The organism is Mycobacterium sp. ELW1, from assembly GCF_008329905.1.
Lineage (GTDB): Bacteria > Actinomycetota > Actinomycetes > Mycobacteriales > Mycobacteriaceae > Mycobacterium.
On record NZ_CP032155.1, the window covers coordinates 2084569 to 2110243 of the forward strand.

Consider the following 25675-nt stretch of genomic DNA (forward strand, 5'->3'; position numbering starts at 1 on the left):
AAGCAATGATCATTCTTGGAGCAATCCTGCTCATCTTGGGATTCGTCCTGAAGATCCAGATCCTGTGGACCATCGGGGTAATCCTGCTAGTCATCGGCGCGGTGCTGTGGCTGCTCGGCGCAGTCGGCCGCCCGGTCGGCGGCAGACGTTCTTGGTATTAGCCGGTGCTTCGAGCGTGACGGTCGGCAGACGATAACGCCGCCACCGTCATCGCCCGGAGTACATCGCGTGATCGCCCCTGGTCGGCTCCTCGTGCCGCCAGGGGCTTCATGCTGTGTGGGGTCGAGTTGAGCAGACCGAACACCGCGTGCGCCATCAACCGTGCGTCTGCCTCCGGGGTGTCGGGATGCACCCGGCGCAACACCTCGACCCAGACCTCGACATAGCTGCGCTGCGCCCGGCGTACCTGCCGCTGGGCGGAGGCAGGCAGGTGGGCGAGGTCGCGATCCTGAATGCGGATCAGGTCTGACTCGCCGAGTGCGAAGTCGAGGTGGAATTCGATCAGACCGGCGAGCGCCGCTTCCGGCTCGGCTGCCTCGTCGACGACTGCCCGTGCGCCGGCCAGAAGTCGCGTGCTGATTCCGACCAGGAGTTCGACCAGGAGGGCTTCCTTGTTGGGGAAGTGCCGGTACACGGCCGGGCCGCTGACTCCGGCGGCGGCGCCGATGTCCTCGATCCGAACGGTCTGGAAGCCCTTCTCCGCCATCAATCGCTCAGCGGCCATCAGGAGGGCAGACCGGCGATCCGATTTCTGCCTGCTTCGACGGGTCGACGTGTCGATGGGGACCCTCCTGGAACGGCTCTGGACGTTTCGGTTAATCTTCACTAACGTTACATCAGTTAGTCGTCATTAACTCAATCCGCGACGGGACATCGACGATGGCATCACCGGCTGTCAACCGTGAAGCGCATCTGCAGCTGGTCGAGCAGTTGCGCGACAAGCTGGCCACCGCCGCGCTCGGCGGCCCCGAACGCGCCCGCGAACGGCACGTCGCCCGTCGCAAGCTGTTGCCGCGCGACCGGGTCGACGGGCTGCTGGATCCCGGCAGCGCACTGCTCGAGGTTGCACCGCTGGCTGCCGACGGCATGTACGACGACGAATGCCCCGCGGCCGGGATCATCACCGGGATCGGCCGGGTCTCAGGGCGGGAGTGCATGGTCGTCGCCAACGACGCGACGGTCAAAGGTGGCACCTACTACCCGGTGACGGTCAAGAAGCACCTGCGCGCGCAGGAGGTCGCGCTGCAGAACCGCCTGCCATGCATCTACCTCGTGGACTCCGGCGGTGCGTTCCTACCCCGCCAGGACGAAGTGTTCCCCGACCGCGACCACTTCGGCCGGATCTTCTTCAACCAGGCCACCATGAGTGCGGCCGGCATCCCGCAGATCGCCGCGGTGCTCGGCAGCTGCACCGCAGGCGGCGCCTACGTTCCCGCAATGAGTGACGAGGCGGTGATCGTCCGCAATCAGGGCACGATCTTCCTCGGCGGCCCGCCGCTGGTGAAGGCCGCCACCGGTGAGGTGGTCACCGCCGAAGAGCTCGGCGGCGGCGACCTGCACTCCAAGACTTCCGGCGTGACCGACCACCTCGCCCACGACGACCGGGACGCCCTGCGCATCGTGCGTCGCATCGTCGCCACGCTCGGCCCGCGTGAGCCGCGGCCATGGGATGTGCGTCCCCCCGTCGAACCGATCGCCGACCAGCACGAGCTCTACGATGTCGTCCCCGTCGACGCGCGGGTGCCCTACGACGTGCACGAGGTGATCACCCGCATCGTCGACGGCGGCGAATTCAGTGAGTTCAAAGCCGAATACGGCACCACGCTGGTCACCGGATTCGCGCACATCCACGGCCATCCGGTCGGCATCGTCGCCAACAACGGTGTGCTGTTCGGTGAATCCGCGCTCAAGGGAGCACATTTCATCGAACTGTGCGACAAGCGGATGGTTCCGCTGCTGTTCCTGCAGAACATCACCGGCTTCATGGTCGGGCGCGACTACGAGGCAAGCGGGATCGCCAAGCACGGCGCGAAGATGGTGACGGCGGTGGCCTGCGCCCGAGTGCCGAAGCTGACCGTCGTGATCGGCGGCTCCTACGGAGCGGGCAACTACTCGATGTGCGGGCGGGCCTACTCGCCGCGGTTCCTCTGGATGTGGCCCAATGCCCGGATTTCGGTGATGGGTGGCGAACAGGCCGCCTCGGTGCTGGCCACGGTGCGCGGTGACATGACGCCGGAGGAATCCGAGGCCTTCAAGGCGCCGATCCGCGAACAGTACGAACATCAGGGCAACCCGTACTACTCGACCGCACGGCTGTGGGACGACGGCGTCATCGATCCTGCCGACACCAGAACTGTTCTGGGACTGGCACTCTCGGTGACCGCCAACGCTCCCGTCGAAGCCGTCTCCTACGGCGTCTTCAGGATGTGACGATGTTTACCACTGTGCTTGTCGCCAACCGTGGCGAGATCGCCGTGCGGGTCATCCGCACCTGCAAGGCGATGGGCATCCGGTCGGTGGCCATCTACAGCGACGCCGACGCCGGTGCCCGTCACGTCACCGAGGCCGACACCGCCGTCCGCATCGGGCCGCCGCCGGCCCGGCAGAGCTACCTCGACATCCCGGCGGTCGTCGATGCGGCGCTGCGTACCGGCGCCCAGGCCATCCATCCCGGATACGGCTTCCTCTCGGAGAACTCCGAATTCGCTGCGGCGCTGGAACAGGCGGGGCTTGCGTTCATCGGACCGCCGTCGGCCGCGATCCGCACCATGGGCGACAAGATCGCCGCCAAGGCGACGGTGTCGAAGTTCGGAGTCCCGGTGGTGCCGGGTATCGCCCGGCCCGGCCTGGCTGACGCCGAGCTCATCGACGCCGCCGGGGACATCGGTTTCCCGATCCTGGTCAAGCCGTCCGCCGGTGGCGGCGGCAAAGGCATGCGCCGTGTCGACGACCCGGCCGACCTGCCGGCGGCGCTGGCCGCCGCGCGGCGGGAATCCGCGGCGGCCTTCGGTGACGACACGCTGTTCCTGGAGCGGTTTGTGTTGCGGCCCCGGCACATCGAAGTTCAGGTGCTGGCCGACGGTTTCGGCAACGTCGTGCACTTCGGCGAGCGGGAGTGCAGCCTGCAACGCCGCCATCAGAAGGTCATCGAGGAGGCGCCGTCGCCGCTGTTGGACCCGCAGACCCGCGCCCGGATCGGCGCTGCGGCCTGCGATACCGCCCGCAGCGTCGACTACGTCGGCGCGGGCACCGTCGAGTTCATCGTGTCCGCCGACAAGCCCGACGAGTTTTTCTTCATGGAGATGAACACCCGGCTACAGGTGGAGCATCCGGTCACCGAGATGGTCACCGGGTACGACCTCGTCGAGTGGCAGGTCCGCGTCGCGGCAGGGGAGAAGCTGCCCTTCACCTCCGACGACATCACGCTGACCGGGCACGCCATCGAAGCGCGCGTGTACGCCGAAGACCCGGGGGCGGGCTTCCTGCCGACCGGTGGTCCGGTGCTGGGATTGCTGGAGCCGTCCGGCGGGCAGCAACGCAGCGACTCGGGTATCGGCAGGGGTGACGGTGTCCGGGTGGATTCCGGTTTGGCGCAGGGGATGACGATCGGCAGCGACTACGACCCGATGCTGTCGAAGGTCATCGCCCACGGCGCCGACCGCGCGGCCGCGCTACGCACCCTCGACCGGGCGCTGTCGCAGACCGCCGTACTCGGTGTGGGAACGAACATCGAGTTCCTGCGTTTCCTGCTGGCCGACGATGACGTGGCCGCGGGCCGGCTCGACACCGGCCTGATCGACCGGACCCCGTTCGTGCCCGAACCGGCCGGCGATGACGCGTTCATCGCCGCCGCGGCCTACCGCTGGCTGAAGCGCTGGCCGTCGGTGCCTGCGGATCCGTGGGACGTGCCGTCGGGCTGGCGGATCGGGGCACCCGCACCCACCGGCGTTCGGCTCCGATCCGGCGACCGCACCGACCACGTCCACATCACCGGAGTTCCTGCCGGTGCAGTCGTCCGCATCGAGGATGGCGAAAGCCGTTCACTGTCTGCCGAATTGGACGGTGACCAGCTGGCCGTCACCGTCGACGGTATCCGCAGCCTGTACACCGTGGCTGTCGACTGCGACCAGATCTGGCTGGCCGGCGGCGGCCGCTCAGTGGTGCTGGAGGAAGTGCGCGAGGCGCCGGTCCGCCCGGACGATGAGCACAGCGGCGACGCTGAACTCGTCAGTCCGATGCCCGGATCGGTTGTGGCGGTGGGCGTTTCCAACGGAGACGACGTCACCGCAGGCACGGTGGTGGTCGCCGTCGAGGCGATGAAGATGGAACATTCGCTCACCGCGCCGGTCAACGGGATTGTCGAACTCCATGTCGCCGTCGGCGATCAGGTCAAAGTGGGGCAGCTGCTGGCCAAGGTCACAGCGAGAGAAGAGAAAGCGCAATCATGACTGACTTCCTTTCCACGGGAACACTTCCCGACGAGTACGCACAGCTCGCCAAGACGGTGCGCGACTTTGCCCAGACCGTCGTGGCCCCGGTGGCGGCCGAACACGATGCACAGCACACGTTTCCGTACGAAGTCGTCGCGGGGATGGCCGAGATGGGCCTGTTCGGTCTGCCGTTCCCCGAGGAGTACGGCGGCATGGGCGGTGACTATTTCGCCCTGTGCCTGGCTTTGGAAGAGCTCGGCAAGGTGGACCAGAGCGTCGCGATCACGCTGGAGGCCGGTGTCTCGCTGGGCGCGATGCCGGTCTACCGGTTCGGCAACGAGGCGCAGAAGCAGGAGTGGCTGCCGCAGCTGACCAGCGGCCAGGCCCTTGGCGCGTTCGGGCTGACCGAGGCGGGCGGTGGTACCGACGCCGGCGCCACCAAGACGACCGCGCGCCTGGACGACGGACACTGGGTTATCAACGGCACCAAGCAGTTCATCACCAACTCCGGCACCGACATCACCCGTCTGGTGACCGTCACCGCGGTCACCGGTGGCTCCGGCGACAACCGCGAGATCTCCTCGATCCTGGTGCCGGTGCCGACGCCCGGCTTCACCGCCGAGCCGGCCTACGACAAGGTCGGCTGGAACGCCTCCGACACTCATCCGCTGACCTTCGACGACGTTCGCGTGCCGGAGGAGAACCTGCTCGGGGAACGCGGCCGCGGGTACGCCAACTTCCTGCGGATCCTCGACGAGGGACGGATCGCGATCGCCGCGCTGTCGGTTGGTGCGGCGCAGGGCTGTGTCGACGAGAGCGTGAAATACGCCAACGAGCGGTCCGCCTTTGGCCAGCCGATCGGGAAGTACCAGGCGATCGAGTTCAAGATCGCCCGGATGGAGGCCCGCGCGCACGCGGCCCGCGCCGCCTACTACGACGCCGCGGCGCTGATGCTGGCCGGTAAGCCGTTCAAGAAGGAGGCGGCGATCGCCAAGCTGGTCGCCAGCGAGGCGGCCATGGACAACGCCCGCGACGCCACCCAAATCCACGGCGGCTACGGTTTCATGAACGAATACCCGGTCGCCCGGCATTACCGGGACAGCAAGATCCTCGAGATCGGGGAAGGGACAACCGAAGTGCAGCTGATGGTCATCGCCCGGCAGATGGGAATGTAGTGAGCGAGTCGCCCGAGGAGAAGGTCGTCGTCCAGCGCGGCCTGTGGTACGAGGAGTTCGAACTCGGGGTGCGTTACGTGCACGCACCCGGCCGCACCATCACCGAGGCCGACAACGTCCTGTTCACCACGCTGACGATGAACACCCAGGCGCTCCATCTGGATGCGGCGTTCTCAGACGCTCTGCCGCCGTTCAACCAGCGGCTGGTGAACTCGATGTTCACGCTGTCCACGTTGGTCGGATTGTCGGTCACGCAGCTGACACAGGGCACCATCGTCGGCAACCTCGGTTTCTCCGACATCGCTTTCCCGAAGCCGCTTTTCCACGGCGACACGATGTATGCCGAGACCGTCGTCACCGACAAACGCGAATCCAAGAGCCGCCCCGGCGAGGGCATCGTGACGTTCGCGCACACCGCACGCAACCAGCACGGTGACGTCGTCGCCACGGCCAGCCGCAAGACCATGGTCCGAAAGAGGCCCGCCTGATGGCACTCGACAATCCAGGGCCGGCCTGGCTGTTCTGCCCCGCCGACCGTCCCGAGCGGTTCGAAAAGGCTGCCGCCACAGCCGATGTCGTGATCCTGGATCTCGAAGACGGCGTGGCGGCCAGGGATCGCGAGGCCGCGCGTGAAGCGCTGGTGAGCACCCAGCTCGATCCCGGCCGCACCGTGGTCCGGGTCAATCCCTTGACCACGCCCGATCATCCGCTCGATCTCCAGGCGCTGGCCCGCACGCCGTACACCACGGTGATGCTGGCCAAGACCGAGTCCGCCGAACAAGTCGCCGCACTGGCTCCGCTCGATGTCGTGGTACTGATCGAAACCCCGCTGGGTGCACTCAATGTCGTCGAATCCAGCCGGCCCGACAATGCGTTCGCCGTTATGTGGGGCGCCGAGGACCTGTTCGCCGTCCTCGGCGGCACCGCCAACCGCTATCCCGACGGCTCATACCGCGAAGTCGCACGGCATGTGCGGTCGCAGAGCTTGCTGGCGGCCAAGGCATACGGGCGCCTCGCGCTCGATTCGGTGTACCTCGACATCAAGGATCTCGACGGCCTCGGGGCCGAGGTGGATGACGCTGTGGCTGTCGGTTTCGACGCGAAAGTGGCCATCCATCCTAGCCAGATTCCGGTGATCAGGAAGGGCTACCTTCCTGGCGCTGAGCAGGTAGCTTGGGCGCGACACGTGCTCGAGGCGGCCCGCGATGAACGCGGTGTCTTCCAATTCGAGGGCATAATGGTGGATGCCCCGGTGCTTCGGCGAGCAGAGCGCATAGTCCAGCTAGCGCCCGACCCCGGCCGCTAGCTGGAGCCTGCTACAACAGGTTTGCTCCGACCGCCTCCGCACCGGTAGAGGAGGCGGTTATGGATCAGCCGGTTCAACTCATCGGGCCCGACGGAACAGCGACGGCCGAAAGCCGATATCGCCGTGATCTGGCGCCGGAGACCCTAGCGTGGCTCTACGAGAATCTTGTTGTCGCGCGCGATCTCGACGTCGAGTTCGTCAATCTGCAGCGCCAGGGCGAATTGGCGCTATACGCGTCGTGCCGGGGCCAGGAGGCCGCACAGATCGGCGCGGCGGCAGCACTGCGCAAGACCGACTGGTTGTTTCCGCAGTTTCGCGAACTCGGTGTCTTCCTGGTTCGCGGGATCCCGCCCGCGAACGTGGCCGCGCTGTGGCGGGGCGCCTGGCACGGCGGGCTGGACTTCACGACCAAGTGCTGCGCACCCGTCGCCATTCCCATTGCCACTCACACCGTGCACGCCGTCGGCGCAGCGATGGCTGCCCAACGGCTGGGCGAGGAGTCAGTGACGGTGGCATTCCTGGGCGACGGTGCCACCAGTGAAGGTGACACGCACGAGGCGATGAATCTGGCTGCCGTCGAGAAAGCACCGTGCATCTTCTACATCCAGAACAACCAGTGGGCCATCTCGGTTCCGGCGAGCCGCCAATACGCCGTGCCCACCCTCGCCCAGCGTGCGGCCGGTTACGGAATGCCCGGTATCCGGGTGGACGGCAACGACATCCTGGCCTGCTTCGCGGTGATGAGTGAAGCCGCTGAACGGGCGCGGGGCGGGGGAGGACCCACGCTCATCGAGGCGATCACCTACCGGATGGAACCCCACACCACCTCCGACGACGCCACCCGATACCGGAGCGCCGAGGAGATCGCCTACTGGTCGGCCCGGGACCCGATCGCCCGATATCGCACCTATCTCCAACACCGCGACATCCTCACCGAGCGGATCGAGCATCGGGTGCACGCACGGTCGGCGCGGCTGCGGACCGAACTACGCGACGCGGTGGTGGGCGCCCCGGATCCGGACGTGGACGAGCTGTTCGATCACGTCTACGCCGAGATCACGCCCGAATTGTCCGCGCAGCGTGAACAACTGCGCACCGAGCTGGCGGGAGGCCTGCGATGACTCAGATCATCGAGCGACCGCCGATGCGCGGCGACGGCACGCCGGAACCTGACGGCCCCCTGCTGACCGAACTGCCCACCGTCAGCACCCTGACCATGGCGCAGGCGATCAACCGCGCCCTGCACGACGCAATGGCGGGCGATGACCGGGTACTGGTGTTCGGCGAAGATGTGGCCGACCTCGGCGGGGTGTTCCGAATCACCGAGGGGCTGGCTGAAACCTTCGGCACCCAGCGTTGTTTCGACACACCGCTGGCCGAATCGGCGATCATCGGTGTCGCCGTCGGCCTGGCGATCCGCGGCTTCGTACCTGTCCCGGAGATCCAGTTCGACGGGTTCTCCTACCCGGCGTTCGACCAGATCGTCAGCCATCTCGCCAAGTACCGGATGCGTACCCGCGGCCAGGTCGACATGCCGGTCACGATCCGGATCCCGTCGTTCGGTGGTATCGGCGCCGTCGAGCACCACTCGGAATCCACGGAAACCTATTGGGTGCACACGGCGGGACTGAAAGTGGTTGTGCCGGCGACTCCCTCGGATGCCTACTGGCTGCTTCGCCATGCAATCGCAGCCCGCGATCCGGTGATCTACCTGGAACCCAAACGGCGATACTGGGGCCGTGAGGCGGTCGACCTCGCTGTGCCGGGGCCGCCGATAGGCAAGGCCGTCATTCGGCGGCCCGGCGACGACGTCACGGTGCTCACCTATGGCGGGCTGGTCGGCACCGCGGTGAACGCCGCCGAGATCGCCGATTGCAGCGTCGAGGTGATCGACCTGCGCTCGCTGAGCCCGCTCGACTTCGACACGGTGGCCGCGTCGGTTCGCAAGACGGGCCGGGCAATCGTCATGCACGAGGGACCCCGCACACTGGGCTTCGGAGCGGAGCTGGCCGCGCGGATCTCCGAGGAACTCTTCTACGATCTGGAGTCACCGGTGCTGCGGGCCACCGGATTTGACACTCCGTACCCGCCGGCGCGATTGGAGAAGCTCTGGCTGCCGGGTGTTGACCGGCTACTGGACTGCATCGAGAAAGCGATGCGACGGCCATGAGCGACTTTCTGGTGCCGGATCTGGGTGAGGGCCTCGAGGACGCGACGATCACCAGTTGGGCCGTCGACGTCGGGGATGTGGTCGAACTCAACCAGACCCTGTGCACGGTCGAGACCAACAAAGCCGAAGTCGAGATTCCCAGCCCGTATGCCGGACGGGTTGCCCAGCTCGGTGGCGCCGAAGGCGAAACGCTGGCCGTGGGAACCCTTTTGGTGCGCATCGAGACTTCAGCGCGCGCACCGGTCCTGGTCGGCTACGGCATCGATGACGGCATGGACCGCAGCCGGCGGGCGCGTGCGGCCCCGAAGACCCGCAAGTTGGCCGCCGACCTCGCGGTGGACCTGAACGGGCTACGGCCGGGATCAGGCACCGACGGCGTGATCACCCGCGACGACGTGCTCGACGCGGCCGGTCCCGCCCCGGCGTCACAGAGCGTTCCGGTGCGCGGTGTGCAGGCCCGGATGGCCGCTCACATGTCGTTGTCCCGCAGCCGGATTCCCGATGCGCACGCCAGCGTTCAGGTGGATGGCACGTCGCTGCTGCGGCTCCGGGATCAGCTCGACGTGACGCCGTTCGTCCTGACGTTGCGGTTGCTGGTGATAGCCCTGGGCCGCCATCCCATGCTCAACGCCACCTGGCTGGAAGCCGAAGCGGGACCGGAGATCCGGTTACACCCCGATGTTCGGCTGGGTGTCGCGGTGGCCACCGAGCGGGGTCTGGTGGTTCCGGTCGTCGACACCCGTGCACGTTCCACCCGGCAGTTGGCGGCCGCTGTCGACGACGTGGTCGAGCGGGCCAGGGCAGGCACCTTGGCACCCACCCAGCTGAGTGGCTCGACGTTCACCGTGTCGAACTTCGGGGCGCTGGGTCTCGACGACGGGGTTCCGGTGATCAACTTTCCGGAGGCGGCGATCCTCGGGATGGGCTCACTGAAGCCGCGGGCGGTGGTCGTCGACGGCGCCGTCGTGGCGCGCCCGACGATGACACTCACCTGCGCATTCGACCACCGCATCGCCGATGGGGCGCAGGCCGCGGCGTTCCTCACGGATCTGCGGGGACTCATCGAGGCGCCGGAGACCGCGCTACTCGATCTCTAGGCCTGCGGCTCAGTCGCCGCCGAGCGTGTGGGAAGTCGTCGACATATCGACTGTTCACCACCGACAGCTCGCACGCTCGACGTCAGAGTGGGCAGCCGGCGGCGCGCAGCTTGTTGGTGACACGCGCGATGATCACGTCGGGTCGTCCGAGCATGTCGGCGCTGACCCGAATCACCACCCACCCCAGTGAATCCAGAATCGCGATGCGGTCGATGTCCCAGGAGCGCTGTCTGCCGTCGGTCCAGTGCTGCACGCCGTCGTATTCCACGGCGACCCGCCATTCCCGCCAGCCCATGTCGATGCGGATGACGACGTCGCCGTAGTCGTCGAAGAACTCGATCTGCGTCTCGGGTGGCGGTAGGCCTGCGCCGACCAAGAGCATGCGAAGTCTTGATTCGCGCGGTGATTCGGCGCAACCGTCGGCCAGCGTCAGCGCCGCACATAGCCGACGAACACCCCGCACGCCAGGGTTCGCCTCGGCGATTGCGCGGATGTCGTCGTGCTTGAGTCGGGTGGCATTCATCAGCGCATCGAGCAGGGGTACGGCCTCGCGCGGAGGAAGCCTGCGCCCGATGTCGAAGGCGGTGCGCGCAGCGGTGGTGACTCGCATGCCCTGCCGCAGACACACGTCGTCGTCTGCGATTGCGTACGAGTGCGCGACGAGGCCCGGGGATGTGTGCCGGTCGACGCGAATGATCTCCGCGGGCGCGTTGTCGTCCAACCATTTCGTGCCGTGGATCGCGGCCGCCGATCGTCCGGCCAGCACTACGTCGGGTCCGGCGAACAACCATGCCGCCCGCGCGCGCCGCAACGCCGTCAGCGGCAGCTCATTGGCGAGGTAGACATTGCGAAATACCGCGCGATAGCGGGTGCGCAGTTGGTAGTCGGTGAGCTGTCCGCTTCGGATCGCCGACATCCCGAGGAACGGTTGGTCCTGCACACCAACACCCTCGACGAATCAGCGACCAGGCGAATACGTCCATCCCCAGCGTTGTCGAGCGTGGGACTTGTTGTCGACAAATCGACAGTTCACCACCGACAGCTCGCACGCTCGACGTCAGCGTTGCTGTGCAGCGGCCAGCCTGGCCTTGAACTCCGGCGATTCGATGGAGGTGGCCTGGGGGCCCAGCTCGATGTCCTTGGCCGCCTCATGGTGGTCGGTGTCGAGGAAGCCGGGGATGGCGGTCGCGCGCATCGACGCCTTCGTCGACAGCACCACCTCACGCGGCGCGGCCGCGGGCCCGGCCGCCAGCGCGAGCGCAGCCGCAACGGGATCCTCGGCGACCGTCAGCGCAAGACCATGCCGTACGGCGGCCTCGGCGTCGAAGCGCATGCCGAACAGCAGCGCCGCGCGGGCGACCTGCGGGCCGACCGCGCGCTGCAGCATCCAGGTCGCTCCGCCGCCGGGGTGGATGCCGAGCTTCTGGAATCGCGGATCGAACAGTGCGTGCGGACCCGCGATGCGGACGTCGGCGGCCAGCGCGAGGTTCAGCCCGGCACCGACGGCTGCGCCGTTGACGGCCGCGATGGTCGGCAATGTGCACCGGCCGACGGCCATGAACCCGGCGTAGATGCGCTCGAGTCCTTCTTTGGCGGCCGCGCCGAGGGCCGACAAGTCTGCGCCCGCGCAGAATGCCTTGCCCGCGCCGGTGATCACCACGGCATGAGCCTCGGCCTCGGCCGCCGCGACGGCGTCGCGCAACTGCTGGGACATCGCGTCGGTGACGGCGTTGCGCCGGTCGGGATCATTGACAGTGATCAGCGCGACGCGATCGATGACCTCGTAAAGGACCAGGTCAGACATTGTGAGTCTCCATCTTGGGGAGGCTAGCAGTTAGGGTCGGATCATCATGGGGGCACCGCATCAGCAATCGGTTCGGGTAGCCGTCTTGGGTCCGGTCCGGGCCTGGCGCGATTCGACGCCGGTGGACGTGGGCGGACCGCGCCAGCGTTCCCTGCTGGCGCGCCTGGCGCTGGCCAAGGGCCAGGTGGTGTCGGTCGACCGCCTCATCGAGGATCTCTGGCACGGCGAACCCCCGCCGAAAGCGCTGTCTGCACTTCAGGCTTATGTCTCGCATCTGCGCCGGGTTCTCGAACCGGACCGCGTGCGGCGGGCCCCGGCCGAGATCATCGTCAGTGCCGCACCGGGTTATCGCCTGGCGTTGACCACCGATTCCGTCGACGCGTGGCGGTTCGACGAGCAGGTGCGGGCGGCGGAGGCCGAACCCGACCCGGCGCGGCGGGTCCAACTCCTCACCGCGGCCCTCGAGCAATGGGCCGGTGAACCCTACGCCGAGGTGTCCGACGCTGCCTGGGCCATCGCCGAAATCGCCCGCCTCGCGGAATTGCGGCTCGCTGCAATCGAATTGCGGGCGTCAGCCCAGCTGGCGCTGGGCCACCACAGTGCCGTGGTGGGTGCCCTGGAGCGGGTGGTCCTCGAACACCCCACCAGAGAGGGGCGGCCGCTATCCTGGCGACCGCGCTGTACCGGGCTGGTCGGCAGGCCGCCGCGTTGGCGGTGCTGCGCAGCACACGCGATCATCTCGCTGACGAGCTCGGACTCGAACCGGGGCGGGCGCTGCGCGATCTCGAACGCGACATTCTCAGCCACGCTGCGCATCTCGACGACGATCAGCCGGCGGCTCTGCCGCTTCCGCAGGCGCCGACTCCCATAACGAATATCGCCGAACCCGCAGCGCCCCATGGTCGTTCCCGTGAGCTGGCGACGATCGACGCCGCTGCCCACGACGCCCGCCTCGGCGGCAGCCGACTGGTGTGGGTCGCTGGCGAGGCAGGTGCCGGAAAGACCACCGTCACCGGCGCTGCCGCGGCTCGGTTGCGCACCGCCGGTTGGATGGTCGCGGCCGGAAGGTGCCCAGAGGTCGACGGCGCGCCGCCGGGGTGGGCCTGGACGGAAGTGCTCAGGCACTTCGACGATTCCTTCGCCGCGGCTGATCAACGGCATATCCGTGCCCTCGCGCCTTTGCTGCACGAGGCCGATGCCGACGCCGACGACCACAGCACTTTCTGGACAGCGCATGCCGTCGCGGATGTGATCGGCCGGTCTGCCGGCGTCCAACCGGTCGCGGTGCTCCTGGACGATCTGCACCGAACTGACGGCCTCACCCTGGAACTGCTGCGGTTGGTCGTCCACGAATTGCAGGACCGACCGGTCCTCGTCGTGGCCACGTATCGGCCGTCGGAGTCGGGAACCGAATTGGCCGCCGCACGCGCGGCGCTCGCGGTGCGCACCGTCGCGCACCTGAGCATCGGCGGTTTGGGGGCGGAGGCGACGGCTGCGCTCGCCGCCGACTGCGGCTTGACCGATCTCACCGAGAACGAGTCACGGCTGTTGCATGACCGCACGGGCGGCAACCCGCTCTTCGTGCGGGAGCTCGCGCGTCTGATGATGTCGGAGGGAGTCGATACCGCACGGGTCGCGGTACCGGCAGGGGTGGGGGATGTGCTGCGGCGCAGACTCGTTCGCTTTCCCGGTGCGACGGTGACCGCACTGCGCCAGGCCGCCGTGCTCGGCCGGGAGATCGACGTCGATCTGCTCGCCGAACTGGCGCAGCGCGATCCCGACGATGTACTCGAGGCGCTGGAACCTGCGGTGCTTGGCGGTCTGCTGGAGGAGCCCGGCCCCGGCCGGGTCAGGTTCGCGCACGCGTTGGTGCGCGACACGCTCTACGAAGACACGTCCCTGCTGCGTCGCTCTCGTCTGCACGCGGCCGTGCTGGACCTGCTACTGCCCCGGCCGACGGATCCGGCGGCGCTGGCCTATCACGCGGTCGCGGCTGCGACACCGGCCACCGCGGCCGCCGCCGCCGAGCTGGCGATGGCCGCAGGCCGTGACGCGGACCGGGTGGGTGCCCCTGCTGAGTCCGCCCGGCAATGGCAGTCCGCGGTCCGGATGCTCGAGCTGGCGAACCGCGCCGAGGCCGGGCCGCCGGACGTCGAGCGAACCATCGAGGCCTACTGCGGATGGGTGGCCGCATCGGCTCGGGTCGGTGACGTGGTTGCCGCCCGTGATGCGCTGAAAGAGGCTCTGCCGCTTGCCGATGGGTCCGACGAACGCATCGCCCGGGTGTTGACGGCGTGGGATGCGCCGTTGATCTGGCGGGTTCGGGTCGATGATCAGGCCGACGCCGATATCGTCGGCCCGTTGCAGCGAGTGCTCCGCGGCGAGCTGTCGCCGGAGGTCCGGGTGCGGCTGCTCACCACGTTGTTCGCCGAGTTGGAGGGCGCCGACCATGATGCCGCGCTGGCGGCGAGCGCCGAGGCGCTCACGTTGGCGCGCGCACTGTTCGAACAAGATCCGCAGGTGCACGGCCGGCTGTTGTGCGCGGCGCTCAATGCTCGTGCCTATGCCGCGCTGGGTCCGGATCTGGCCCATGAGCGCGAGCAACTGACCGACGAATTCCTTTCCGTCGCTGAGGAAGCGGCAGCTGTCGACTATCAGGCCGTCGCGCACTGGCTGGCGTTCCTCGCGGCGGCCGGCCGTTCCGATCTGGTTGCCGCCCTTGACCATGTCGACCTTGCGGTAGCCCGAGCCGGTACCGGGCAGCTGGCACCGCTGCTGACCGTGCTGGAGGTGTTCACCGCTCAGCTGAGCGTGCTGGCGGGCCGGATCGACGAAGGCGAGCGCCGCTACATCGCCGCTGCCCGCCAGTTGGCCGAGCAGGGCACGGCCAACGGCGCGCAGATGGGCCTGGTCGGCCGGTTCACCGCGGGTCTGGCCCGCGGAGAGCTGGCGCCGCTCGCCGACGACCTGCTGGCCGTGCACATGTACGTCTCGACGTCCATCGCCGACGGCGCCGTGCTGGCGCTGCTGAGCGCCGGACGCGAGGCCGATGCCCGGCAGATCTGGGCGAACCGCGGGCCGGTCGAGCGGTCCTATTACTGGCTGGCCATGACCACGTTGCGGGCGCATGCCGCCGTCGCGCTCGGCGACGCCGATGCCGCGACCCGGTGTGTTGAAGAACTGCAACCGTTTTCGGGCCGGATGGCCGGGTTGGACAACGGCAGCCTGCTGACCGGCCCGGTCGATGACGCACTGGCCGCGATCGCCGAGCTGCTGGGTGACGACGGCGAGGCGCGACGGTACCGGGCCGCCGCCGCCGCGCTGAGGACTCAGCTGGCGGCCGAGGCGGCCCGGCTCGTCGACCGAGTCAGCCGATGAACACCTCGTTCTCGAATTTCCGGTGCCGCCACGCCAATACGGTCAACAGCAGACGGAGAACGGGACTGACTTCCTTGGCCAGTGCGGCCCGTTCGTCCTCGGTGGCCGCGCCCACCGTGCGTGGCCCGTCGAACGTCAGCCGGCCCGTCCGCTGAGCGGTCTTCTCCACGACCTGCCAATCGGCGACCGACACATGCCGGCGGATCACCGGGAAGATGTCGCGCTCCTCTTCGGCGATGTGCTCGGTCAGCAGGTTGCGCAGATCGGCCAGCTCGGCGCCCAGCAGCGCGGCGGTGCGGCGATCACCACCGGCCACCCGGAATGCGTTCGCTCGATGCGTGATGATCTCCAGGCGCGGATCCAGTGCGGCGTGGTCGTCGGTGAGCTCGGTCAGGTCGACGATGTCTTTCGCGCAGGCGTCGATCACCGGCCACAGCACGGTGTCCTCGACGGTGTGGTGGTGGTGGATGGATTCGCACAGCAGGTCGGTGTAGCGGGCGATCGCCTGGGCGCGCCGGGTCGAGCAGCGCTGCCGTCCCTCGCCGACGTCGGTCACCGTGGCGGCGAGGCGGCCGACGTCGGTGAGCATCGCCCGGTGCGCCAGCGTGATGCCCGTCAGGTCGGGCTCGGGGTCGTGGGGCTGGCGGGGGGTGACGGTGACGGGCTGTGGTGTTTTCATGCGATGACCATCGCTGGCTGCACTTGCAAGACACTTGCGATCGACTTGCGGTCCGTCCAGGGAGATTGTTTACACCGCTGAAATGTTCACCCGCGCAATCGGCTGCCGGTTACGTTTCAATGAATCCGCCAGACCGCGCGGCAGAAGGGAACCACAGGTGGCAACGATCAACGCGGAGCCCTTCCCGCTCGATATCGACGTCGCGAGCACCGCGCTGGTGATCATCGACATGCAGCGTGACTTCGTGCTGCCCGGTGGGTTCGGTGAGGCGCTCGGCAACGACACCTCGCTTCTGCTGGCCGCCGTCGAACCGATCGAGCGGGTGCTGGCCCAGGCTCGCAAAATCGGCATGCTCGTCATCCATACCCGGGAGGGACACCGCCCCGACCTGACCGATTGCCCGCCGGCCAAGCTGCACCGCGGCGGCAAGACGTTCATCGGCGAGCCGGGCCCCATGGGCCGCATCCTGGTTCGCGGCGAGCAGGGCCACGACATCATCGAGCAGCTGTATCCCATCGACGGTGAGCCGGTGATCGACAAGCCCGGCAAGGGCAGCTTTCACGCCACCGACCTCGGCCAGATCCTGGCTGACCGCGGTATCAAGACGCTGGTGGTCTGCGGGGTGACCACCGAGGTCTGCGTCCACACCACCGTTCGCGAAGCCAACGACCGCGGCTATGAATGCCTGGTGCTCAGCGACTGCGTGGCGTCGTATTTTCCGGAGTTCCAGCGGGTGGCGCTCGAGATGATCAAGGCGCAGGGCGCCATCTTCGGGTGGGTGGCCGATGCCGACGAGTTCATCGCGGCGACATCCTGACGCATGGCCACCAGTTCGCGTTCCTATCCCAACCTCTACAAGGACTCGGTGTCCTTGATGACGGTGTCGGCGCGGGTGACGTCGATACCCGGAATCGAAGCCGCGTCGGTGGTGATGGCCTCGGCCACCAACGTCGACAACCTCGCCCAGGCCGGCCTCGGCGCATTCGAGGTCCGGCCCAACGATCTGATCGTCGCGGTGTCCGGCAGCGACGAAGCCTGCGACGAAGCGCTCGCCGTGGCCGACACGCTGCTGTCGGCATCACCGACTGACAGCGGCGAACCGACATCGGAGACGCCGACCACCAGCATCCAGATGGCCGTCGCCGCCGATCCCGCACTCAACCTGGCGCTGATCTCGGTGCCGGGCGACTACGCCGCCGCCGAGGCGATGAAGGCGCTGCGGCTGGGCTTGGACGTGATGGTGTTCAGCGACAACGTCACCCCGGACGCCGAGCTGGCGCTCAAGGACTACGCCCAAGCCCACGACCTGATGGTGATGGGTCCGGACTGCGGCACCGCGATCATCAACGGCATTCCGCTGGGTTTCGCCAACGTGGTGCGACGTGGCCCGATCGGGGTGGTCGGCGCCTCCGGCACCGGCACCCAGGAGGTGACGGTCCGGATCCATCAGAACGGTTCCGGTGTCTCGCACGCGCTCGGCACCGGCGGGCACGACCTGGCTGAGGCGATCGGCGGCATCTCGATGCTGCACGGCTTGGCCGCCCTCGACGCCGACCCCGCCACCACCGTGATCGTGCTGGTGTCCAAGCCGCCGGCGCCGGCGGTGGCCGCGAAAGTGCTTGCCGCAGCTCAGGACAGCGCCAAGCCCGTCGTCGTCATCTTCCTCGGCGCCGACCCCGCCTCCATCAGCCGCGACGGCGTGTACGGCGCGGGGACACTCGCGCAGGCTGCGGACATGGCCGTCGAACTGGCCCGCGGTGAGCAGCCGACCGCCGCCGCGATCGCCATCTCACCCGACATGAGCGGCATCCTCAATGATCTCGCGGATGCGATGACGCCCAACCAGCACTACGTGCGGGGCATCTTCTCCGGTGGCACCTTCTGCTACGAAGCGCAGCTGATACACCAAACCCACGGCGTCACCGCGCACTCCAACACCCCGGTGGCCGGCAACACTGCTCTGACCGACATCCGAACCAGTGTGCAGCACAGCATCATCGACATGGGCGATGATGAATTCACCCAGGGCAAACCGCATCCGATGATCGACCCGTCGCAGAAGGACGCCCGCATCCGCGCCGAGATCGCCGACCCGTCGACGGCTGTCGTGCTGTTCGACGTGGTGCTGGGGTACGGCTCGGCCGATGATCCGACGGCAGAACTGGTTTCGATCATCGACACCGGCGCGGCCGCGGCCCGCGCTGAGGGGCGACCCGTCGCCTTCATCGGCTACGTCTGCGGGACCGACCTGGATCCGCAGGACCGGGCCAAGGCCGTCGCTGCTCTGCAGTCGGCCGGGGTGCTGGTCGCGTCGAGTAACGCGGAGGCGGCCCTGTGGTCGGCGACTCTGGTCACCGCGCGGGGAGGCCCTCGATGAAAGATCTTCTCCAGCAGGATCTCAGCGTCGTCAACGTCGGACTGCCGAGTTTCGCCTCGAACATCACCGCGGCCGGCGGCCGGGTCACCTCCGTCACCTGGGCTCCGCCGGCAGGCGCCGACCCGGCGCTGGGCTGGACGCTGGCCACCCTCATCGGTGATCCGCGAATCGAGGCCGCCAACACGGTTGCCTTCGACCGGTACCTGAGCGCGCAACCCCGACTCGTCGATCTGGTTCGCGCCGGGGAGGTGATGGCCGGGCTCGGTCCCGGGGAACGCCGCATCCTGCATGCCGGGCCGCCGATCGATTGGGCCGAGATGTGCGGCCCGCAGCGCGGCGCGATCGCCGGGGCGATCCTCTACGAAGGCTGGGCCGATGACCTCGACGCCGCTGAGAAGCTGGCGGGCAGTGGGGAAGTGGCACTCGAGCCGTGTCACGAGCACGGCGCGGTAGGCCCGATGGCCGGTATCATCAGCCCGTCGATGCCGGTGTGGGTGGTGGAGAACACCGCCGCGGGGAACCGGGCTTACAGCAATCTGAACGAGGGCCTGGGCAAGGTACTGCGATTCGGCGCCAACTCACCCGACGTGCTCGACCGATTGCGGTGGCTGGGCGGCGACTTCTTCACCACCATGCAGGTCGCGGTGCGCGAGCTTGCCGATCCTGACCTCAAACCACTGATGGCACAAGCACTCCACATGGGCGACGAACTCCACAACCGCAACGCGGCCGCCTCCGGCCTGTTGTTCAAACGGCTGACGCTGGCCCTGCTGGGATCTGAGCTCGCCTCCGACGCGGTGCGGCGCGCACTGGAGTTCGTCGCAGGCAACGATCACTTCTTCCTCAACATCTCGATGGCCGCAGCCAAATCGATGTCGGACGCGGCTGCCGACGTGCCGGGCAGCAGCATGGTCACGGTGATGGCTCGCAACGGGGTCAACTTCGGTGTCAAGTTATCCGGCACCGGGGATCAGTGGTTTCAGGCGCCCGCCAATCCCGTTGATGGACTGTACTTCCCGGGGTACACGGTCGACGACGCGGCCGCTGATCTCGGTGACTCGGCGATCACCGAAACCAACGGGCTGGGGGGCTTCGCGATGGCGGCCTCGCCGGCCATCGTTCAGTTCGTCGGCGGCACTCCGGCCGACGCGACCGCCAACAGCCGCCGGATGCTATCCATCACGCTGGGCACCAACCCTGCATTCACCCTGCCGCCGTTGAACTTCGGCGGCACACCGGCCGGGATTGACGCTCGCCTGGTGGCCGACTCCGGCATCTTGCCCATCATCAACACCGGGATCGCCCATCGGCGGGCCGGTGTCGGGCAGATCGGCGCGGGCATCACCACCGCGCCGATGGACTGCTTCAACGCCGCCCTGGCCGCGCTGGCGTCGAACCTCGACGGGGTGGCATGAGCACCGCGATCGTCGCGTTCGGCGGCAATGCGTTGGTCACCGACGCCGAACACGACTCCATTCCCCAGCAATACGACACAGTCAGCCGCACCGTGGGTCCGCTGATCGACATGGTGGAACAAGGCTGGAAACTCGTTGTCTCCCATGGCAACGGCCCGCAGGTCGGGTTCATTCTGCGGCGCTCGGAGCTCGCCCAGGGCGAGGTCGATCCCGTTCCGGTGGACTACGCCGTGGCAGACACCCAGGGTGCGATCGGCTACATGTTCGTCAAAGCTCTGCGTAACGAGCTGGCCCGCCGGGGTTTGTCGCGACCGGTGGTAGCTCTCGTCACCCACTCGGTGGTCAGTGTCGACGACCAGGCCTTCGCCAACCCCACCAAACCGGTCGGTTCGTTCCTGACCGAGGACCGGGCCAGGGCACTGGCAGACAGTCTGGGCTGGACCATCGCCGAGGACGCCGGCCGTGGCTGGCGGCGTACGGTGGCCTCGCCGCGACCGACCACCATCCTGGAGACCGAGGTGATCCGCCGACTGCTCGACGACGGCGTGATCGTCGTCGCGGTCGGCGGGGGCGGCATTCCGGTGGCGTTCGAGCCGGACGGCACCGTCGTCGGCGTGGAAGCCGTCGTCGACAAGGACATCGCCTCCGGCCTGCTGGCCCACGAGCTTGGTGCCGAACTGCTACTGATCCCCACCGGGGTGCCGCGGGTGGCCATCGGGTTCGGCACTCCTGCCGAGACCTGGCTGGACACCATCACCGTGGATCAGGCCCGGGACTACATCGCGTCCGGCCAGTTCGGTAAGGGGTCGATGGAACCCAAAGTGGAAGCGGTCGCCGATTTCGTCGCTGCCACGCCCGGTTCCGTCGGCGTCATCGGTGCCGCAGAGGAGATCCCGGCCATTCTGGCCGGTACGTCGGGCACCCGGATCGTCGGCGACGCACCGGGCCCCTCAGTGGATGAGCGCACCGGGCCCCTCAGTGGATGAGAAGGAGAGTGATGCAGTGCTGTTGGCGGTCAACGGAACACTGATGCGGGGGCTGAAACTGTCGCCGAACATGGCCGCCGCCGGAGCCACGTTCCTGCGGGAGGCCACCACCGAACCGGTCTACCGGCTGTGGACGATCAACGACGAGCATCCGGCGATGATTCGCGTCACCGACGGTTCGGGCGTCGGCGTAGCCGTCGAGGTGTGGGAGGTGCCTGCCGCGGGTTTGGCCGGAATCCTGCTCAGCGAGCCACCCGGCCTGTCGATCGGCAAGGTGAACCTCGATGACGGAACGACCGTGCTCGGCGTGATCGGGGAGCCCGCGCTGGTCGAGGGACAGCGCGAGATCAGCGAGTTCGGCGGATGGCGGGCGTATACAGCCGCCGTGGATGTGTGACCATTCGGCCATAGCCACCGTCAGTAGTGACCGATAGCATCCGCCACACATACTGACCACTACGTCAAAGGCCTTCGCATGGGTGAGCGCGAGTTCGCCATCGCTACCGCGGTACTCCGCGCGACCGGCTATTTGAATGCAATCCGCATCTTCATCGGGGTGGCGTCTATCTCGCTGGGTCTGCTCAGCGCGCTGGAGCAGATTCAGTCCATCCAGCCGCTGGGGCCGCACGGCCTGTTCGCTCGCACCGTTCACCTGCTGCTGCTGGTGTCGGCCCTGCTGGTGGGCGGCCTCTGGCTGGCCAGCCCGTGGCCGGGATATCGGCGGGCGGTGGCGTTCGCCGTGTGGGGCGATGTTGCACTTGCGGTGTCGGGCGCCACGCTCGCCGCGCCCGAGGCGCGGCTGGCGGCCACCGTCTACATGTGCCTGATCGGTGTTTTCGCCGCCGTGCTGCTGGGCTATCGGGTGCTGTTCCTGCATTGTGGTTTCGCGACCGCGACGATCCTCGCCTTCACCTGGATGGGTGTGCAGTTCGATGGGGCGCAGCTGGCGGAGCTCTCGCTGTATTTCCTGCCCGCCCTGACGACGGTGGTGGTGATGCCGGCGATCGCCGCGATGGTCATCGAGGGCACGCGCCGTAGCCTCAGCACCACGGCGTATGCGGCAAACCGTGATTCGTTGACGGGTCTGCTGAACCGGCGCGGTCTCTACGCCGAGGCCGGGACGACGTGGGCTCGGAGTCCGCGCGGTGCGGTGCTCGCCGTCGTGGTCATCGACCTCGATGGATTCAAACGGCTCAACGACGACCATGGGCACGGCACCGGTGATGCGACGCTGCGGGTGGTGGCCGAGCAGCTGACCAAGCTGATCCGGACCCGCGACATCGCCGCACGGATCGGCGGCGACGAATTCGTAATCGTGGCAAGCCTTTTGGACGAGGACGACCTGGACAGCTTCGTCAGGCGCGTGCAGGCGCTGACGCTGCGCAATCCCAAAGGCCTGTTTCTTCGGTTCAGTGTCGGCGTCACCTGGGAGTACGTCGACGGCGTGGAGCTCGACCTCGACACAGTCCTGCATCGCGCCGACGACGCGATGTACCGGGCCAAGCGGGTCGGTGGTGGCACTGTCATGGTGGCGGAACCGCCGCGCGCCGACGAGCAGCAGACTGCGGTCTAACCCCGCGGCGCGGCGCCCTCCCGCCGTCGCACCCCGGACAGCACGTCGGGCTCGGCACGGAACTGGAGACGCCGCACCTGGCCGTCCTCGATGGTGAAGTCGAACGCGACCTTGATTTCGCCGCGGTGGATCCAGGCCGACCCCGGACGGTCCTCGACGAACACCGGAAACGCTGCCGCGGCAGCGCCGTTGAAGAAGGTGGCCACCTCGTCGCGGCCCTGCATGCGGGCCGGTGTGCCGAGAGCGGCAGCAGCAGCGTCAGCGGAGACCGTCACGTCGGGTGCGAGGAGTTGCAGTAGCCGGGTGAAGTCCCCCTCGCGCGCCGCGGTCATGAAGGCGTCGACGACCTCCCAGTCGGCGAGGGCGTCCTCGGGTGATGCCGGGCGCACCTTGGCTCGCGCCCGCGAGGCCAGCTTGCGGGCGGCGACCGCGGTGGTGTCGAGCATCGATGCGATCAACTCGAAGTCGACCCCGAAGCTGTCGTGCAGCACGAAGGACACCCGTTCGGCGGGCGTCAGCCGGTCGAGCACCACCTGCAGGGCGATCCCGACGGTGTCGGCCAGCACCACGTCGTCGGCGGGGTCGGGTTCCGTCTCCTCGACCTCGATCGACTCGGTCGGCACCGGTGTGCGTGCCCGCAGGCGGTCGAGGCACAGCCGAGAGGTCACGGTGGTGAGCCAGCCCGCAAGGTTGTCGATGGGTTCGTCGGTGGCGTGCAAGCGCAGCCACGCCTGTTGCACCACGTCCTGCGCCGCGTCGGCATCGCCCAGAATCCGCCCGGCAATGCGCTGCAGGCGCGGGCGCTCGGCCTCGAAGCCGTCGCGGAGCTGATCATCACTCACCATGGCGGTCACACTTTCGTCGTTGGGTGCGTCAACATCTTGACGCGCCCGGACGGCCGGGTGTGACACCGACAGGAGGAGTTAGCCCCGTGAAGACCATGACCTGCCAAGACCTGGGTGGCCCATGCGATCTCGTGCACCGCGGCGAGAGCGCCGACGACATCATCAAGGCGCAGGATCAGCACCTCAAAGATGCGGTCTCCGGTGGCGACGACGCCCACGTGCCGGCACGCGAGGACATGAAGGGCCGCTGGCGCCACCCCATCAAGTCGATGGGTTGGTACAACGACGTCAAGAAGCGGTTCGCTGAGCTGCCGGAGAACTGAGCCGGCGGTAGATCCCTAGAACCACAGGGGCGAGTTGACGAGCCGCACGAAAAGGTAGAACGCCAACGGGATTTCGACGGGAAGCGCCACGATGAACACGACCGCGATGACGGCGCTGCCGATACTGGCGACCACCGACTCGACGGCGTGGGCAACGGTGGTGAACCCGCTTCGGATGGCACCTGAGACGGCGTGCTCGACGCGGTGGACCGCCCGAACGACGTTGAAGTGCTGGATATCGCTGCCCAGCATGACGATGCGTCCGAGCAGGTCAGTGATGTTCGGGACCGCAGTTGCGTGAGCGGTCGGCGGGGCGCTGATGGTCGTGGTGTGTCGAATGACCGCTGCTGCCACCGGCCTGGGCTTGGGGTCGGCGACGCCTGTCACGGCGCTTGCGGCCAACAACGTTGCTGACGTCTTCGGCCGCGGCGAATTGTGGGCGGCGGGACGGACCGGATGACTCGCCGAGACGTGCTGTCGCGCTGAGGAGCCCGTGCCTGCTTCGGCGTTGGCCGTGCCCGAACCCGCCAGTGCGGCCGCGCCGATACCGACCGTCAGCGCTCCCACGCCCAGCCACGCCGAAAAACCCATCACAGCAACCCCCGATGTGCCGTACCCACCTCGATGCGCAGTCTACGAGGATGGGGCGATCTACATCAGCAAAATTGCGTGCGGGTCGAGGTGTGTCGGGTGGACGCACGAGACTCGCTCATTGGTCGCATGCGGTGAATGCCTGGTTCCCGTGATTTTGATCCTGCGGAGACCAAGCGCCGACAGAAGACCATTTTGGGAATTCGTGTTTAACTCTATTGCGAGCCAACGCTTTAGGAGAGAGGTCGGGTCCGGCGTGCACATCGAACCAGGAATTGTCGAGGGTCCTAAACTCATCTTGAGTTACGTCACTGCCGGGGGAGCGGGTGCCTACGCGCTATACCTCGCCTCGAACGCGGTCAAGGATCGGGGACTGGGGTCGTTGCTGTCCCGGACCGTGGCGACGACGGCTCTGGTGTTCGTGTTCTTTCAGGTCTTCCCGCACTATCCGGTCGGGATCTCCGAGGTGCACCTCATCTTGGGCTCGACGCTGTTCCTGATCTTGGGTGCCGCGCCTGCTGCCTTTGGGTTGGCGGGCGGTCTGCTGTTGCAGGGGATCTTCTTTGCGCCCTTCGATCTCCCGCAATACGGGATGAATGTCACTACGCTGCTCGTGCCGCTGTTCGCGTTGCAGTTCGTCGCGCACAAGGTGATCGCACGGGAAACGCCCTACGTGGACGTGAAATATAGCCAGGTCCTTGCTCTTTCGGCTACGTACCAGGCCGGCATAGTTTCCTGGGTTGCGTTCTGGGCTTTCTATGGTGAGGGCTTCTCAGGCCAGACCGTCAGCGACATCGCGACTTTCGGCGCCGCCTATATGACGGTCGTCATCATCGAACCTCTCGCCGACCTCGGCGTACTGGCGGCTGCCAAGGGTCTGCGTCAGCTGCGAGACAGTCCGATCGTCGAGCGACGATTGTTCAACCCCGCCTAGATTCATCGCCCAGACATCGCGGGAACCACCGGCCTGTCGATCCCGACTATGAGGTTGGTATGGCCGGCGGTTCGGGCGATGAAGGGGATCGAGTGAAAGATGTTCGGAAAGAGTCGATCCGAGACGCCCTCGCTGGGATAGAACGCCGCGTGCTGGATGAGGTGTGGATCGGAAGGTCCCGCTGGGCCGGCTACGCCGCGCTGACGGTCCTCCTTCTCGCCGCTACCGGAGCTGGTGCGTCGACGTGGTCGGTGAGGTGCCTGGACCCGGGTCCTACCGGGTGCCGGTGATCGGCACCCTGGCGCACGTGGTGGCGGCCGGAGCATCGGCTCTCGCCCTAACAGCGCGCCGATTCCGGGAATGCTGCGCCGCGGCGTATGCCTGTGGTCTATCCGCGGTCATCGGCATCGGGGCCCTGTGGTGGTTGCGCACGGGACGGCCCGACGCGCCGGGGGGATGGTTGATCGTTGCCGATATCGCTGCAGTGCTGCTGACCATCGGATGGCTGTCGATCGTGGTGACGCCTCTTGAGTACTCGCAGCCGGAAATGCGCGACTATCGGAAGGTTGACAGCTGAACCAGCTGCGGTTGC

General features: G+C 67.5%; 25 protein-coding genes and 1 pseudogene. 20 read left to right on the forward strand and 6 right to left on the reverse strand.

What is annotated here, in order from left to right; translation table 11 throughout:
* The first annotated feature begins 5 nt into the window (after positions 1-5).
* Entirely contained in the window at positions 6-161 is a 156-nt protein-coding gene (locus D3H54_RS31155) for a DUF6131 family protein (RefSeq protein ID WP_168214823.1), read from the forward strand.
* Here D3H54_RS31155 and D3H54_RS09640 read toward each other — a convergent pair.
* Entirely contained in the window at positions 158-781 is a 624-nt protein-coding gene (locus tag D3H54_RS09640; protein ID WP_210419722.1) for an SACE_7040 family transcriptional regulator, read from the reverse strand. The genes D3H54_RS31155 and D3H54_RS09640 overlap by 4 nt on opposite strands.
* A 98-nt stretch (positions 782-879) precedes the next feature.
* Between D3H54_RS09640 and D3H54_RS09645 the strand changes: the two genes are divergently transcribed.
* The 8 genes from D3H54_RS09645 to D3H54_RS09680 are packed head-to-tail and all read left to right on the forward strand — an operon-like array spanning position 880 to position 10178.
* Entirely contained in the window at positions 880-2430 is a 1551-nt protein-coding gene (locus D3H54_RS09645; protein ID WP_149378851.1) for a carboxyl transferase domain-containing protein, read from the forward strand.
* Positions 2431-2432: 2 nt separating this feature from the next.
* Positions 2433-4448 carry an ATP-binding protein gene (locus D3H54_RS09650; protein ID WP_149378852.1) on the forward strand — a complete coding sequence of 672 codons (2016 nt, stop codon included), beginning with the start codon at positions 2433-2435 and terminating at the stop codon, positions 4446-4448.
* The gene (locus tag D3H54_RS09655; RefSeq protein ID WP_149378853.1) at positions 4445-5605 is read left to right on the forward strand and encodes an acyl-CoA dehydrogenase family protein; all 1161 of its coding nucleotides are present in this window, start codon (positions 4445-4447) and stop codon (positions 5603-5605) included. The genes D3H54_RS09650 and D3H54_RS09655 overlap by 4 nt, the downstream gene beginning before the upstream one ends.
* Positions 5605-6093, forward strand: a complete 489-nt coding sequence (locus tag D3H54_RS09660) for a MaoC family dehydratase (protein WP_149378854.1) — start codon at positions 5605-5607, stop codon at positions 6091-6093. The genes D3H54_RS09655 and D3H54_RS09660 overlap by 1 nt, the downstream gene beginning before the upstream one ends.
* The gene (locus tag D3H54_RS09665) at positions 6093-6911 is read left to right on the forward strand and encodes an HpcH/HpaI aldolase/citrate lyase family protein (RefSeq protein ID WP_149378855.1); all 819 of its coding nucleotides are present in this window, start codon (positions 6093-6095) and stop codon (positions 6909-6911) included. The genes D3H54_RS09660 and D3H54_RS09665 overlap by 1 nt, the downstream gene beginning before the upstream one ends.
* A 59-nt stretch (positions 6912-6970) precedes the next feature.
* Positions 6971-8032, forward strand: a complete 1062-nt coding sequence (gene pdhA, locus D3H54_RS09670; RefSeq protein ID WP_149378856.1) for a pyruvate dehydrogenase (acetyl-transferring) E1 component subunit alpha — start codon at positions 6971-6973, stop codon at positions 8030-8032.
* Complete coding sequence (locus D3H54_RS09675; RefSeq protein WP_149378857.1) at positions 8029-9081, forward strand: alpha-ketoacid dehydrogenase subunit beta; 1053 nt, start codon at positions 8029-8031, stop codon at positions 9079-9081. Before pdhA ends, D3H54_RS09675 begins: the two co-directional genes overlap by 4 nt.
* A complete protein-coding gene (locus tag D3H54_RS09680; RefSeq protein WP_149378858.1) occupies positions 9078-10178 on the forward strand; it encodes a dihydrolipoamide acetyltransferase family protein in 1101 nt (366 codons plus the stop codon). Before D3H54_RS09675 ends, D3H54_RS09680 begins: the two co-directional genes overlap by 4 nt.
* 82 nt (positions 10179-10260) lie before the next feature.
* Here the strand turns inward: D3H54_RS09680 and D3H54_RS09685 are convergent, their stop codons facing one another.
* Together D3H54_RS09685 and D3H54_RS09690 are read right to left on the reverse strand one after the other, a co-directional pair.
* On the reverse strand, positions 10261-11094 hold the full coding sequence (locus tag D3H54_RS09685; RefSeq protein WP_149383441.1) for a DUF559 domain-containing protein: 834 nt from the start codon (positions 11092-11094) through the stop codon (positions 10261-10263).
* Between the two features lie 141 nt (positions 11095-11235).
* Positions 11236-11982 carry an enoyl-CoA hydratase gene (locus D3H54_RS09690; RefSeq protein WP_149378859.1) on the reverse strand — a complete coding sequence of 249 codons (747 nt, stop codon included), beginning with the start codon at positions 11980-11982 and terminating at the stop codon, positions 11236-11238.
* A gap of 46 nt (positions 11983-12028) precedes the next feature.
* Here D3H54_RS09690 and D3H54_RS31745 point away from each other — a divergent pair.
* Positions 12029-12574, forward strand: a pseudogene (locus tag D3H54_RS31745) (AfsR/SARP family transcriptional regulator); the annotation flags it as partial.
* A gap of 122 nt (positions 12575-12696) precedes the next feature.
* Positions 12697-15360: an ATP-binding protein gene (locus tag D3H54_RS09695; RefSeq protein WP_286199190.1), complete on the forward strand. Its 2664-nt coding sequence runs from the start codon at positions 12697-12699 to the stop codon at positions 15358-15360.
* On the opposite strand, the gene D3H54_RS09700 is transcribed toward D3H54_RS09695, so the two are convergent.
* Positions 15350-16039 carry a hemerythrin domain-containing protein gene (locus D3H54_RS09700; RefSeq protein WP_149378860.1) on the reverse strand — a complete coding sequence of 230 codons (690 nt, stop codon included), beginning with the start codon at positions 16037-16039 and terminating at the stop codon, positions 15350-15352. The genes D3H54_RS09695 and D3H54_RS09700 overlap by 11 nt on opposite strands.
* 157 nt (positions 16040-16196) lie before the next feature.
* Between D3H54_RS09700 and D3H54_RS09705 the strand changes: the two genes are divergently transcribed.
* The 6 genes from D3H54_RS09705 to D3H54_RS09730 all read left to right on the forward strand — a co-directional run bounded on the left by D3H54_RS09705 (position 16197) and on the right by D3H54_RS09730 (position 22390).
* Entirely contained in the window at positions 16197-16856 is a 660-nt protein-coding gene (locus D3H54_RS09705; RefSeq protein ID WP_149378861.1) for a cysteine hydrolase family protein, read from the forward strand.
* A 3-nt stretch (positions 16857-16859) separates the two neighbouring features.
* Positions 16860-18416: an acyl-CoA synthetase FdrA gene (gene fdrA / locus D3H54_RS09710; protein WP_149378862.1), complete on the forward strand. Its 1557-nt coding sequence runs from the start codon at positions 16860-16862 to the stop codon at positions 18414-18416.
* Complete coding sequence (locus D3H54_RS09715) at positions 18413-19831, forward strand: YlbE family protein (protein ID WP_149378863.1); 1419 nt, start codon at positions 18413-18415, stop codon at positions 19829-19831. The genes fdrA and D3H54_RS09715 overlap by 4 nt, the downstream gene beginning before the upstream one ends.
* Complete coding sequence (locus D3H54_RS09720; RefSeq protein ID WP_149378864.1) at positions 19828-20817, forward strand: carbamate kinase; 990 nt, start codon at positions 19828-19830, stop codon at positions 20815-20817. The genes D3H54_RS09715 and D3H54_RS09720 overlap by 4 nt, the downstream gene beginning before the upstream one ends.
* 16 nt (positions 20818-20833) lie before the next feature.
* The gene (locus tag D3H54_RS09725) at positions 20834-21214 is read left to right on the forward strand and encodes an allophanate hydrolase-related protein (protein WP_210419665.1); all 381 of its coding nucleotides are present in this window, start codon (positions 20834-20836) and stop codon (positions 21212-21214) included.
* Positions 21215-21292: 78 nt separating this feature from the next.
* Positions 21293-22390: a GGDEF domain-containing protein gene (locus D3H54_RS09730; protein ID WP_149378866.1), complete on the forward strand. Its 1098-nt coding sequence runs from the start codon at positions 21293-21295 to the stop codon at positions 22388-22390.
* Here the strand turns inward: D3H54_RS09730 and D3H54_RS09735 are convergent.
* A complete protein-coding gene (locus tag D3H54_RS09735) occupies positions 22387-23235 on the reverse strand; it encodes a sigma-70 family RNA polymerase sigma factor (RefSeq protein WP_149378867.1) in 849 nt (282 codons plus the stop codon). The two genes, D3H54_RS09730 and D3H54_RS09735, sit on opposite strands and share 4 nt — an antisense overlap.
* A gap of 95 nt (positions 23236-23330) precedes the next feature.
* Between D3H54_RS09735 and D3H54_RS09740 the strand changes: the two genes are divergently transcribed.
* Positions 23331-23558, forward strand: a complete 228-nt coding sequence (locus tag D3H54_RS09740) for a hypothetical protein (RefSeq protein ID WP_286199269.1) — start codon at positions 23331-23333, stop codon at positions 23556-23558.
* A gap of 15 nt (positions 23559-23573) precedes the next feature.
* On the opposite strand, the gene D3H54_RS09745 is transcribed toward D3H54_RS09740, so the two are convergent.
* Positions 23574-24149, reverse strand: a complete 576-nt coding sequence (locus D3H54_RS09745; protein WP_149378869.1) for a hypothetical protein — start codon at positions 24147-24149, stop codon at positions 23574-23576.
* Positions 24150-24405: 256 nt separating this feature from the next.
* On the opposite strand from D3H54_RS09745, the gene D3H54_RS09750 reads away from it, so the two are divergent.
* Both D3H54_RS09750 and D3H54_RS09755 read left to right on the forward strand, forming a co-directional pair.
* A complete protein-coding gene (locus D3H54_RS09750) occupies positions 24406-25083 on the forward strand; it encodes an energy-coupling factor ABC transporter permease (protein ID WP_149383442.1) in 678 nt (225 codons plus the stop codon).
* A 163-nt stretch (positions 25084-25246) separates the two neighbouring features.
* Complete coding sequence (locus D3H54_RS09755) at positions 25247-25660, forward strand: hypothetical protein (RefSeq protein WP_149378870.1); 414 nt, start codon at positions 25247-25249, stop codon at positions 25658-25660.
* The last annotated feature ends 15 nt before the right edge of the window (positions 25661-25675 follow it).